Origin of the sequence: Paenibacillus sp. AK121, assembly GCF_019042715.1 — a bacterium.
Taxonomy (GTDB): Bacteria; Bacillota; Bacilli; order Paenibacillales; family Paenibacillaceae; genus Paenibacillus; species Paenibacillus polymyxa_C.
Map to the genome: position 1 here is coordinate 113,200 of NZ_JAHPJM010000012.1, position 12,441 is coordinate 125,640.

The 12,441-nt window shown below is 45.8% G+C and carries 15 protein-coding genes; 6 read left to right on the forward strand and 9 right to left on the reverse strand.

What is annotated here, in order from left to right; genetic code table 11:
• Positions 1 to 280 precede the first annotated feature (280 nt).
• From rplT to KSP24_RS19785, 5 genes are all read right to left on the reverse strand, one after another.
• Complete coding sequence (gene rplT / locus KSP24_RS19765; RefSeq protein WP_007429517.1) at positions 281 to 640, reverse strand: 50S ribosomal protein L20; 360 nt, start codon at positions 638 to 640, stop codon at positions 281 to 283.
• Positions 641 to 693: 53 nt separating this feature from the next.
• On the reverse strand, positions 694 to 894 hold the full coding sequence (gene rpmI, locus KSP24_RS19770; protein ID WP_007429516.1) for a 50S ribosomal protein L35: 201 nt from the start codon (positions 892 to 894) through the stop codon (positions 694 to 696).
• A 20-nt stretch (positions 895 to 914) separates the two neighbouring features.
• The gene (gene infC / locus KSP24_RS19775; RefSeq protein ID WP_007429515.1) at positions 915 to 1,412 is read right to left on the reverse strand and encodes a translation initiation factor IF-3; all 498 of its coding nucleotides are present in this window, start codon (positions 1,410 to 1,412) and stop codon (positions 915 to 917) included.
• Between the two features lie 321 nt (positions 1,413 to 1,733).
• Positions 1,734 to 2,972 (reverse strand): glycosyltransferase family 2 protein, encoded by a 1,239-nt coding sequence (locus tag KSP24_RS19780; protein ID WP_025676359.1) that lies wholly within the window; start codon positions 2,970 to 2,972, stop codon positions 1,734 to 1,736.
• 56 nt (positions 2,973 to 3,028) lie between these two features.
• Complete coding sequence (locus KSP24_RS19785; RefSeq protein ID WP_013370070.1) at positions 3,029 to 3,166, reverse strand: hypothetical protein; 138 nt, start codon at positions 3,164 to 3,166, stop codon at positions 3,029 to 3,031.
• A gap of 405 nt (positions 3,167 to 3,571) precedes the next feature.
• Here KSP24_RS19785 and KSP24_RS19790 point away from each other — a divergent pair, with 405 nt between their 5' ends.
• Both KSP24_RS19790 and KSP24_RS19795 read left to right on the forward strand, forming a co-directional pair.
• A complete protein-coding gene (locus KSP24_RS19790; protein ID WP_013370069.1) occupies positions 3,572 to 4,099 on the forward strand; it encodes a phosphatase PAP2 family protein in 528 nt (175 codons plus the stop codon).
• A 51-nt stretch (positions 4,100 to 4,150) separates the two neighbouring features.
• Positions 4,151 to 5,284, forward strand: coding sequence for an MGDG synthase family glycosyltransferase (locus KSP24_RS19795; RefSeq protein ID WP_413985812.1), 1,134 nt, complete (start codon positions 4,151 to 4,153; stop codon positions 5,282 to 5,284).
• A 44-nt stretch (positions 5,285 to 5,328) separates the two neighbouring features.
• Here the strand turns inward: KSP24_RS19795 and trmB are convergent, their stop codons facing one another.
• Together trmB and KSP24_RS19805 are read right to left on the reverse strand one after the other, a co-directional pair.
• Positions 5,329 to 6,042, reverse strand: coding sequence for a tRNA (guanosine(46)-N7)-methyltransferase TrmB (gene trmB, locus KSP24_RS19800; protein WP_216976320.1), 714 nt, complete (start codon positions 6,040 to 6,042; stop codon positions 5,329 to 5,331).
• Positions 6,043 to 6,146: 104 nt separating this feature from the next.
• Positions 6,147 to 6,344 (reverse strand): hypothetical protein, encoded by a 198-nt coding sequence (locus KSP24_RS19805; protein ID WP_013370066.1) that lies wholly within the window; start codon positions 6,342 to 6,344, stop codon positions 6,147 to 6,149.
• Positions 6,345 to 6,651: 307 nt separating this feature from the next.
• On the opposite strand from KSP24_RS19805, the gene mnmL reads away from it, so the two are divergent.
• The 4 genes from mnmL (at position 6,652) to KSP24_RS19825 (ending at position 10,372) form a co-directional block, all read left to right on the forward strand.
• Complete coding sequence (gene mnmL / locus KSP24_RS19810; protein WP_013370065.1) at positions 6,652 to 7,605, forward strand: tRNA modification radical SAM protein MnmL/YtqA; 954 nt, start codon at positions 6,652 to 6,654, stop codon at positions 7,603 to 7,605.
• The gene (mnmM, locus tag KSP24_RS19815) at positions 7,606 to 8,187 is read left to right on the forward strand and encodes a tRNA 5-(aminomethyl)-2-thiouridylate-methyltransferase MnmM (protein ID WP_013370064.1); all 582 of its coding nucleotides are present in this window, start codon (positions 7,606 to 7,608) and stop codon (positions 8,185 to 8,187) included.
• Positions 8,188 to 8,367: 180 nt separating this feature from the next.
• Positions 8,368 to 9,342, forward strand: a complete 975-nt coding sequence (locus KSP24_RS19820) for a type I phosphomannose isomerase catalytic subunit (protein ID WP_216976322.1) — start codon at positions 8,368 to 8,370, stop codon at positions 9,340 to 9,342.
• A gap of 25 nt (positions 9,343 to 9,367) precedes the next feature.
• Positions 9,368 to 10,372 (forward strand): alpha/beta fold hydrolase, encoded by a 1,005-nt coding sequence (locus KSP24_RS19825; RefSeq protein ID WP_013370062.1) that lies wholly within the window; start codon positions 9,368 to 9,370, stop codon positions 10,370 to 10,372.
• Positions 10,373 to 10,473: 101 nt separating this feature from the next.
• Here the strand turns inward: KSP24_RS19825 and KSP24_RS19830 are convergent, their stop codons facing one another.
• Positions 10,474 to 11,004: a YfiT family bacillithiol transferase gene (locus tag KSP24_RS19830; RefSeq protein WP_013370061.1), complete on the reverse strand. Its 531-nt coding sequence runs from the start codon at positions 11,002 to 11,004 to the stop codon at positions 10,474 to 10,476.
• A gap of 141 nt (positions 11,005 to 11,145) precedes the next feature.
• A complete protein-coding gene (odhB, locus tag KSP24_RS19835; protein ID WP_013370060.1) occupies positions 11,146 to 12,441 on the reverse strand; it encodes a 2-oxoglutarate dehydrogenase complex dihydrolipoyllysine-residue succinyltransferase in 1,296 nt (431 codons plus the stop codon).

Below are 12,441 nucleotides of genomic sequence, written 5' to 3' on the forward strand. Positions count from 1 at the left end.
AGACAGATCGTACAGAAGACTTACTTTAGAGATTATACAATTATGATCGGCTAAAATCTAGACAATTAATAACCTTGGGTCAATTTTTTTTAAAATCCCAAAAATGTAAGCGTTACAAAATCGAAAAATCCATACATTCTATCATCACACGTCATATTTATTCGTATTTTGAAGAAAATGAAGTCCTTTTTAGTGTTAAGTATGTACAAAAAAAGGCGTCCCTACACAGCGTACTGCTCGGGACACCTTTGTTACCACTTTCGCGGTTTTCACGCCTTAATTAAGCGTTGATTTTACCTTTAGCAACAGTTGCCAAAGAGTTGAACGCATTAATATCATTGACTGCAAGATCAGCCAAGATTTTACGGTTAATGTCTACACCAGCCAATTTCAGACCGTGCATCAATTTGCTGTAAGACAAACCATTCAAACGAGCTGCTGCATTGATACGCACGATCCACAGTCTGCGGAAGTTACGTTTCGTCTGACGACGGTCACGGTATGCGTAAACAAGCGATTTCATTACCTGCTCGTTAGCTGTTTTAAAAATGCGGTGTTTGGAACCAAAATAACCTTTAGCAAGCTTCAATACTTTTTTATGACGACGACGAACGACGAATCCGCCCTTTACTCTTGCCATATCAAAAGACCTCCCAAATAATGTTTATACTTTATTTATTTCCGTGCTTAATGCTATTTCAGGTTAGCAAGACCTTGTTTCAGACGTCTAACGTCCCCAGGTGCCATCTCAGGGTTAGTACCCAGAACGCGTTTTGCACGTTTGGATTTGTGGGAAAGCAAGTGGTTTCTGTAAGCTTTGTAACGCGTTACTTTACCAGTACCGGTAATTTTGAAGCGGCCTTTAAGGCTGCTATGTGTTTTCATTTTTGGCATTGAACTTCCTCCTTAATTTGTCATTGACTCTTTGGAGCCAATATCATAATCATGCTGCGTCCTTCGAGCTTGGGTTGGCGCTCCACGGTACAAAGATCAGCAACTTCCGTTTTTACACGTTCGAGAATTTTTTGTCCCACATTAGCATGGGTAATTTCGCGACCACGGAAACGAACAGAGCATTTCACCTTGTCCCCTTCATTCAGGAACTTCACCACATTGCGAAACTTGGTCTGGTAGTCATGTTCCTCGATGTTGGAACGGAACCATACCTCTTTGATGTCAACGATCTTCTGGTTTTTACGGGCTTCCTTTTCTTTCTTCTGTTGCTCATAGCGGAATTTACCGTAATCCATAATCCGACACACGGGCGGCTTCGCTTGAGGCGCCACGTTCACGAGATCCAAGTTTGCATCAATAGCCATTTGCAGAGCTTCACGAGTCGGTTTAATACCGATTTGTTCCCCGTTTGCACCAACTAGACGTACTTCTCTCACTCGAATCTCATCATTGATCATATGTTCCTTACTAATAACCCTCCACCTCCAGAACCTGTTATTGTTGTATTGTGTTTAAGCACAAAAAAGGGATGACGACTATGCAGCCGACATCCCTGTCTGATACTCAATTCATCATGAAAGTTCAATTCACAAATCATTGGATCATGACCAGCCGGCAATACCGGACAGGTGAGAAGTCGGACCTTCTGCTTGTTAATCCATACTTTTCAATTAACATACTCAAATATCATATCATGCTAATACAGAGGCGTCAACACTTTTATAAAAAATTAGGTGTACACATCCGCTGTAGGTTGCATAGTCTTACTTCATTGTTAATTAGCCTTGCTTGCTCTGAACCTCTTCCAGACGAACGACACGCGTATGCTGGGTATGGCTCCATTGCTTGTTGTTCTGTGTAAAGAACGCATAGAATGTAATCGGATACCACGAAATCAGATAGACTGGGAACAGCAGTAAGTACAGATATACTTTTTTGAACGTGACCTTTTCCAAGATCATCGCGATTAAAAAGGTGATAATATTCAGACTCACAGCCACAAAACCGGTCCATGCAGGGAATTGTACGTAGATATTTTCAATATTGGGACCACCAAATATTACAATATCTACCCACATCGCTACTGTCATCAAAAAGGTAAACAGTACGATGTACACGTTCAGACCATAAAGAGCCATATCGAATTTAATCAGGCTTCTATGCTTGATACTCTGCCACAGCAACGGGAAGAAATAACGACGAGCAACCGTGAAGTGACCTTGCATCCAGCGCAGACGCTGTCTTGAAGAAGCTTTGAACGTCAACGGCTTCTCATCATACACCTTGGCATCGTAATTAAATCTTGGATATACGTTGCGTTGTGTACAACGCATAGTGAATTCCAAATCCTCTACCAGACTTGTTGCACCCCAGCCCATTTCCTTGAGCAGATTTGTTTCAAAGCACATGCCTGTACCACCGAGGAAATTAGCCATATTCAGGTTGTGACGTGACAACTGCCACAGACGGTTGATGTACCAATAAGATACCCCGTATGCTGCTGTGATCCAAGAGTCCTCAGGGTTCTTAGTATCAATGTATCCCTGGATAACACGAGCACCTGAGCACAAATCATTATTCATTTCGCTCAGGAAATTGGTATGCGCCAAATTGTCGGCATCAAACATGACAATGGCATCATATTGACGCGGCATAGCCCATAGCTCTTTGAGCATCCACTCAATAGCATAGCCTTTACCACGCAAATTCGGATTCGTACGTTCACAAGCATTCATGCCGTGAGCGCGAACGATGTCCGCTGTCTTATCTGTGCAGTTATCACAGATTACGAATACATCGTACAGTTCCTTTGGATAGTCAAGCTGCTTTAAATTTTCCATCAGTGCTCCGACAACTTGTTCTTCATTGTGGGCAGCGACTAAAATAGCAAATGATTTTTCTGGAGCCGCCTGCTCTTTCCTTTTCTTACGAACCAATCCGAACAAGGAGAATGCAAACTGATAGACTGCGATCAACGCCAGTATGATCTGGAGCGTCACGAAAATAGCGTCTAACATGATCTCTTGTTACCCCCTTTTTATACCCCTTTAAAAATCTTGCGTTTGTCTGTTTTCTATCTGTGTAGCGCAAGTTGCGGCGCTTTGTGCGCCTTTTCTGTAGTTTTGACCCGACCCTTGCTTTCTTCTTTGGCTCTGCGCAGCCCCCTTTTGGCTGACACAGGAATGCCATTACGATTTTCGTTGGTTTTCAATCTTTTGTCAAAGCCCCTAAACGGGTCTCAGCAGCAAAAAAACACGACAAATTCCCGTTTGAACCGAGAATGCGGCGCTGGACCTCTCATTCATGACGCTTAGGTCTTATTTTCATCCATTTGCTAACTTTTTATTTCTTTGGTCCCTCCTTTTTGTGGGCCAATTAGCAACCACTTCTAATCACTCTATCTTATTAGACGGATGAACGCAAAGAAAGTTATACAAAACGGCTTATATTCCATTAACATTTTTGTGTAGAATTGAACCAGGTAAGTGGTGATTCTTGAAATGAACAGCGTTTAAAAATATGATGAGAGCAAGAGAATAATTACTTAGATCTAATTCTGTCAAATGGATTCAAAATATTTGCCGACAGACCTGAACCGGCAACCGGAGGAAACCAAATGCAACGTCTAGTCGTAAAACTTGTAAATCTGGAGCAGCGATTGTTCAAATGGATCAACGGGCGCTTACACAACCGTTTTTTGAACTTTTGGCTGTATTATCTCACACATTTAGGCGGGGCTACCTTTACAATAGCCTCTACGCTTCTGATTTGGTGGCTCGCTCCGTATCCATGGAAAGATTCCGGCATGAAGGGAGCTATCGCTCTTGCGGTCAGTCACATTCCCGTGGCTATCGTCAAAAAACTGTATCCACGGATACGCCCGTACTTGGCGCTACCAGGTACGAATACATTCCGCAATCCCTTGTCGGATCATTCTTTTCCCTCAGGGCATACAACCGCTATTTTTTCGGCTACCGTTCCTTTTATGCTGCAGTCACCCATGCTAGCACTGTTGCTGTTGCCTGTAGCGATAATTGTAGGTTTTTCTCGAATTTACCTGGGGCTTCACTATCCCACGGATGTACTTGCAGGAGCAGTCATCGGAACGTCTGCAGCAATAGGAACGGTTGCATTCTGGCCTTAAAGCCGATATGGTATGATTGAGAACATCCCAGCAGGAACAGGTGAAATGAGAGTGGCTAAAAAACGAGTGTTATTATTATCGGAAGGTTTCGGTGCCGGACATACTCAAGCTGCCTACGCGCTCTCAAGCAGCTTGCGGAAGCTTTCTCCGGATGTGCAGACAAGAGTGCTGGAGCTGGGGAGCTTTTTGAATCCGAGAATGGCCCCGCTTATTATTACAGCATACAAAAAGACTGTTGTATCGCAGCCTCGCCTAGTCGGATTGGTTTACCGTCATCAATACAAAAAATCATTAAACCGTCTTACAACGCTCGCTTTGCACCGTCTGTTCTACACACAGACCCGGAATATTCTTCGGCAGCTTCGTCCCGATTTGGTGGTATGTACTCACCCCATCCCAAGCGCGGTCATTTCACGTTTGAAGCGCTTAGGCTTACATGTCCCGCTGTGTACCGTCATAACAGACTACGATGCACATGGAACATGGATTAGTCCTGAGGTTGACCGGTACTTTGTATCTACGCCTGAAGTCATGCGTAAGCTGCGCGCGCGCGGAGTACCTGTATCAAAAATCCAAGTGACCGGCATTCCGGTTCATCCTAATTTTTGGGAACATCCAGGGCACGATGAAATTAGAGAACAATTTGGACTTAAACCCATCCCGACAGTACTTGTTATGGGCGGCGGCTGGGGCCTGATGAACGACGAAGTCATACATCGTTCGCTTACCGATTGGAGAGAAAAGATTCAATTTATTTTTTGTTTGGGGCATAATGATAAAATTCGTCGTAAAATGGAGCTGGATCCTCGGTTTAATCATCCAAATATTCATATTTTCGGATTTACACGGGAAATCGACAAATTAATGGAAGTGTCGAATCTGCTCATTACCAAACCCGGTGGAATGACATGCACCGAGGGGCTGGCCAAAGGGATTCCGATGCTGTTTCACAAGCCTCTCCCTGGACAGGAAGAGGAAAATTGTCAGTACTTTACGGCTCAAGGCTTCGGAGAACCGATTACTTCGCTGGATGTTGTCGTTAAATGGATGAACCGACTGCTATACGATTTTCCAGAAATCGTTCGCAAGCGACAGGAGCACATCCATAATGTAGCGCGATATTATCCTCTTCAGAGCGCACAGAGTATTTTGGATATACTGGAACCAAACAGGGTGCTTTCCTAAAAGGAAGCACCCTGTCTTGTTTACTTTATTTATTTTGCCCGCTTTTAATTTCCATATTTTTCAAGGCGTATTTTTTCGTACTCTTCCAAAGCGTCTTTACCAATCAGCACCTCGACACGATGAATATTCATACCTTTACCCATGAACTTTTGTTCATACTCTGTCATGACATGCTCCTCATTGATTCCATCACGATGAAGGTTTAACGAAATATTCGTCATTTGTAGACCACTATCAGCGAATGAATTCAGAGAAAACTCAAACAATGTCTCCGAGTCCGTCTTAAAATGAATTTGTCCTTTGCTGTTCAGAAGCTGACGATACTTGTCCAAAAAACGCGGATGCGTCAAACGACGGCGTGCATGCTTGGCTTTAGGCCAAGGATCGCTAAAATTCAGATAAATGCGCTCTACTTCTCCTGGTTCGAAAACATTCTCGATCTGTTCGATGTTTGCCAGTGCCAATTTGATGTTGGGTGGTGTAACAACTTCTGATTCACTCCAGGCCAGACGAGACTTTTCTGTAGCACGGCGAACCAGCTCGTCATACATATCAAAGCCGATATAGTTAACCTCTGGATTACGGTAGCTCATTTGGCTTATAAATTGCCCTTTACCCATACCAAATTCCACATGAATGGGACGATCATTACCAAATAACTGCTGCCATTTCCCCTTATACTGTGATGGTTCCAAAATGACCAGATCTTGCTGTTCTTCCAGACTTTCACGTATTCCTTTTCTTCCGCGTAAACGCATGTTACTCCTCCATATACTCTGTTATCAAGGAAAAAGGAATTTCACCCCCGCTTGAAGATACGGAAATGAAATTCCTTTTTCAATATATTTGGATTGGGGTCCAACTAATTTAATTGTTCATAGTCTACCCCATCAGCAGGTGAAAAATCAATTGTCTTTTGGCAAGCGGCTCTGATTTTTTGACGTGCGGCCGTTCCAATCTGACGATCCTGCCCAAAACGGACACCAGTCAATGCTAACGCCTCATCAAAGGTTAACTCAACAGTAACTTTATCCATACGCGTCTTATCCTGCGTATTCATAAAAGATCACCTCACGGGTTATTTGTGATGGAACCGACGTGCACTTCCCCTAAAGCAGGCGATAGAAACAGCATAGCTGCCTCCCTGAAGAATAGTCATTAGCAACTGATAACTTTTTATCTTCAGGATCAAAAACAGTCCTTTTATCATATGTCTGGTACCGCTTACAATATAACATATTGTGTAACCTTTTTCAATCCGCAAAGCTATAAAATCAGCACTTTTTAATGACTTTCTCGGGCAAGTGATTCCCATTTAAGATTGAATTTTGTTACAATAGGGTGATCGTAAAAAAAGGAGTCCTCCCATGAAAACAGATTTGTTGCCTGCTCCTCTCCTCTGGGGAGATAAACGGTTCCATACATGGAATTACGAAATGCGCGAGCAATTTCAAAATAAAGTGTTTAAAGTCATGCTGGATGCGGGTTTTACTTGCCCAAACCGCGATGGTTCCATTGCCAAAGGGGGCTGTACCTTTTGTAGTGCACGCGGATCAGGTGATTTTGCCGGACGTCGCCGTGATGATTTGGTCACCCAGTTCAATACGATTCGGGATCGTCAGCATTTAAAATGGCCCAACGCTAAATATATTGGCTATTTTCAAGCCTACACCAATACGTATGCCCCGGTTGAGGAACTGCGAGAATATTTCGAGGTTATTTTGGAGCAGCCCGGTGTTGTCGGTTTGTCCATCGCTACACGTCCCGATTGCCTGCCTGATGATGTAGTCGATTATCTAGCCGAGCTGAACGAACGCACGTATCTGTGGGTCGAAATGGGTCTGCAAACCGTTCATGAATCGACCTCCGAGCTGATTAATCGTGCTCATGATACTCAGTGCTATCTGGATGCAGTGGAAAAACTGCGCAAGCGGAATATCCGTGTGTGCGCCCACATCATTTATGGCCTACCGCAGGAGACGCATGAAATGATGCTCGATACAGGACGTGCAGTAGCCGCTATGGATGTGCAGGGCATCAAAATCCATCTGCTGCATCTCATGCGTAAAACGCCAATGGTCAAGCAGTACGAAGCAGGACTGTTACGCTTTCTGGAAAAGGACGAGTACATTAAGCTTATTGTAGATACGTTGGAGTTTTTACCCCCTGAAATGATCGTTCATCGGTTGACTGGAGATGCACCACGCGATTTACTGATGGGCCCCATGTGGTCGCTTAAAAAATGGGAAGTGCTCAACGGCATTGATAATGAACTGAAATCACGTGAAACGTGGCAGGGAAAATACTGGAGGAAGTCTTAAATGGGATTCCTGTCTGTTCTGAGCTATGCTCATCAATTAGTAGCTGCGCGGGTGCAGCCAGGCGATACTGCCGTAGACGCCACCGTCGGCACAGGAGCAGATACGTTGTTTCTGGCTAAAGCTGCTGGCAAACGGGGCCGCGTCTATGGCTTCGATATCCAGCAAGCAGCTTTGGATTACGCTCGTCGTCGACTGGAAGAAGACACCTCCCCTTCATTAGCGGAAGTATCACTATTGCTGCAAGGCCATGAGCACATGCGGGAGGTCGTCCCAGACCTGCTGCATGGTAAAGTGGCTGCGGTCATGTTTAACCTTGGCTACTTACCGTCCGAAGGCGCCGATCCTACGGTCATCACGCATACAGACAGCACGCTCGTCGCACTTGAAGCTGCCTTGCAATTGCTGCGACCGCGTGGTATTTTGACTGCCGTATTATATCCAGGGCATGCTGGAGGCAGGGAAGAAGCGGAAGCTGTTCTTCATTGGGCTTCTACCCTCCCAGTCTCCAGCGGTCAAAGCATTATTTACCGTCAACTACAACGAGACGCTTCACCTTACGTAGTGGCGGTTGAAAAGAAATAATGTCGAGTTGTTAAACTCGCATATTCTCGCATATTTAGGTAATGAGCGGCTTTTTAGCCGCCTTACATATATTTTATAGCGCCATATGGGTCTATTCTTCCGGTTTATTGCCCAGCGGCACGTTTTAATTGCCTGATTCTGTTAGATCGTACTCATTACTCATTATGGAGGAGAGAAATCATGCTAAAGCCATACCCGCTGCAATTCCAACCTGAGTTCAAAGAGAGAGTTTGGGGAGGACGGGCCTTAGAACAATTTGGTCTAACCCCACCAGAAGGACATATTGGTGAAGGATGGATGATTGCCGATCATCCGAACGGAACAACAACGGTCATCAATGGCGAGCTGGCTGGAAAAGGGCTGGATGAAATCCGCCAGACTTACGGACAGGATTGGCTTGGGGCAAAGGGCGTATCGAAAAAAGGCGGACGTTTTCCACTTTTGATCAAGCTGCTGGATTGCAATGATGATTTATCTGTTCAGGTGCATCCGACGGATGATTACGCCGGACTTCCAGCTGGAGAATTAGGAAAAACCGAAATGTGGTACGTGCTTGATGCCAAGCCTGATGCCAAAATCATTTATGGTCTGACCGAAGGTGTAACTCGTGAAAGTCTGCGTACAGCTCTTGAAAGCGGAGATATCATGGGCAGTTTGCGCCAAGTTCCAGTTGAAGCTGGCGATACATTCTTCATCCCCGCTGGAACCGTGCATGCACTGTGTGCGGGTGTAGTGGTTGCTGAAATTCAGCAAAATTCGGATACAACCTATCGTTTATATGACTATAATCGCCCCGGTCTGGACGGCAAACCTCGTGAGTTGCACATCGAGGACTCCCTTAATGTAACTTCCTACGAAGGTGCAGGCGCAACAACGATGAAAACGGACGGCCTGCAGCTTGGAGAATGGCTCCAACTGGCATCCTGTGAGTATTTTGTTGTGGAAAAGGGTATCGTAGATGGAAGTTGGGCACTTTCTACAACGGAAGACAGCTTCACTATTCTTGTAATTTGCGAAGGCAGTGGGACCATAACATGGGACAATAATACGGAGTCTCTTTCCTGTAAAGCTGGAGATTGCTTCCTGCTCCCTGCTAATTTGGGCGGTTACACGCTAAATGACGGAATGACCGTACTTAGATCTTATCTTCCTTAAAGCTTAAAGGATGTGATGTCTAATCATGCGGGAATACACCTTCACCATCGCTGAAGATGACGGAACAGAGCTATTTGCTTATCGATGGCTGCCCGAGCCGAACATTCCCATCAAGGGAATCGTTCAAGTTTCGCATGGCATGTGTGAGACGTCATACCGCTACATTCGGCTGGCCGAAAAGCTTACCGCTTCTGGTTACGGCGTGTATGCCAACGATCATATCGGCCACGGGCGCACAGCTGGTGATCCTGATAAGCTCGGTATGCCGGGAGCCAATGCATTCAACCGAATGGCAAAAGGCATGCTGGAGCTAGGCGAAATTGCGGCCAAGGAATTCCCTGATCAGTCTCGTTTTTTACTGGGTCACAGCATGGGCTCCTTTTTAACCCAGAAAATTATGTATGATGATCAGCAGGCGTATCACGGGTTTATTTTATCGGGAACCAACGGACGACGTAGTCTGCTGAAACTCGGAGAACAGGTTGCTCTGCTGCAAGCCAAACTGCAAGGAATGGATCATCGTAGCATGCTGCTCAACGCTATGGTCTTTGGCGGCTTTAACCGTGCTTTTCGTCCTGTGCGCACAGCGTTCGACTGGCTGTCCCGTGATCCTGAGGAAGTAGATCAGTTCGTGCACGACCCACTATGTGGAGCTATTTGCACGACAGGCTTTTTCCTCGATTTTTTCAGGCTTTTGCAAGAAATTCACTGGCCCTCCTCGTTGAAAAACATTAATCCCAAACTGCCCGTTTATATTTTTGCCGGGGATCGTGATCCGGTGGGCTTGTTCGGAAAAGGTGTGTTGTCGCTAGTGGATATGTATCGAAGCCTGGAGCTTCAAGACTTGGAGTATCGCCTTTATCCTGACGGTCGCCATGAGATGTTGCATGAAACAAATCGCGACGAGGTAATGAGTGACATCGTGGACTGGCTCGACCGTCATATTAACACAGGGGCAACCTCTGTTTCCGTTGGGTCTGGAGCCTCCGAAGCATCCGCTTTATCAGCTTCGCCCAAGTCATCTTCCTAGTGAGAAATTAGCAAAAGAAGCCTTTAAAGCATGATAAAAGTGGCTTTAAAGGCTTCTTTTGTATTCCTTTATTTTTCATCAGGGCATCATTTTGGAGTTAATTACCATGCATTTCGTTCTTTCAGCGAAGTAATATGAGCTGTGTGATGCTTGCCATGCCAGGCATAGATGCCAATGTTTCGTTCCAGACGGATCGTCTGGCCCGATTCAGGATGAATAAATGTTCGGTGTAGCTGATCTTCCCCCAATGAACGCAACATGGTCACCCACCGTTCATGAAGTCCTTCCAGCAATTGCAACGAAGGTTCCAGTGGAAGCTCTCTAGCGTCTGGTATTTCAGCCCAACGCCCCTCATCATAGGGTTTGATTGTCGGTGTATCTTCTGTCAGCGCTAGCTTAAAACGGATATAGCTGTTCATATGGCTGTCTGCCAAATGATGAACAACCTGCCGAATCGTCCATCCTCCTTCACGATAAGGCGTATTTAACTGCTGCTCATTCAGTCCTTCGACCGCCTGACGCAATTGTCCAGGCAATTCAGCAATGTCGTCGATCCATGTGGTCAACTGTTCTTCTGTAATGGTATCTGGAACCACGAACGGTCCAATCGGGTAGCGCAAGTCTTTGTCCAAAACAGTTCCCGCCCTTCTCTGTATCTGAATGTCTGCAATTGTCTATAGCCTTATGTTATAACTATGCAGGAAAAAAAGCAGACCCGCAAGAGTCTGCTTTTGTCATGCACGTACAAGGGAGATGCACTCGAATGATATATTTTATCCTTCCAGCAACAATGATTCGGGATCTTCCAGCAATTCTTTGACCGTTACCAGGAAACGGACCGCCTCGCTACCATCAATAATACGGTGGTCATAGGACAACGCGATATACATCATCGGACGATTTTCCATACGTTCCTCGTCGATGGCAATCGGGCGAAGTTGGATTTTATGCATTCCCAAAATACCCACTTGCGGCGTATTCAGAATTGGCGTAGACAGCAGGGAACCGAAAATACCTCCATTGGTTATGGTAAAGGTTCCTCCTTGCAAGTCTCCCAGAGAAAGTGAATTGGAACGAGCTTTGCTAGCCAAATCGGCAATGCTCTTCTCAATTTCAGCAAAACCAAGCCGATCAGCATCCCTAACAACAGGAACGACCAAACCTTCCTTGGCAGATACAGCAATCCCGATATCATAGTATTTTTTCAGTACGATATCATCGCCATTGATTTCTGCATTCACAGTAGGGAAGCGCTTGAGCGCGCCAACCACTGCCTTCGTAAAGAAGGACATAAAACCCAGCCCTACATCATGTTTCTCCTTAAACTTATCTTTACGGCGTTTGCGCACATCAAGAATAGCGGTCATATCCACTTCATTAAAAGTCGTAAGCATGGCGGCTGTTTGCTGTGCTTCAACAAGACGCTTGGCAATCGTCGCTCTCCGACGGGACATCCGCTGCCGTTCCACAGGCTTGCTGTACTCTGTTTGAGCTGGAGACGGTGACACAGACTTGCCAGCAGCGGGAGACGCAGGTACAGATGCTGTACGTGATACTTCAGCGCTGTTATGCGTTTTTACGTCCTCCTGAAACACACGTCCAAGCGGGTCCTTTCCTTGTACCTGCTCAAGGTCAATCCCGCGCTCACGCGCCAGCTTCCGGGCGGATGGTGATGCCGTCTGACCATTCCCGTCACTATTGGAGGGGATGGGCGGCGCAGACTTTTCTACTGCTTTACCGCCGCTTTCTACGGAAGTCTGTGAAGTTGCTACGGACGGCGCTTCAGGCGCTTGAGTCGCTGCGGCTTCTCCGGCACCAGTTGCTTCCGCACCACTGTCGTTTCCGATCAAGCCAACAGCTTCACCGATAACCACAGTATCCCCCTCTTGACGAAGGATTTTCTGGACTACACCTGCTTCTTCGGCGCTAATTTCCAGATTGACCTTATCCGTTTCCAGCTCCAGTAGAACATCTCCCTGTCCTACGGAATCTCCTTCCTTTACAAGCCATTTGGAGATTGTTCCTTCCGTGATGGATTCTCCCATTGCTGGCACTATAATATCACTCAC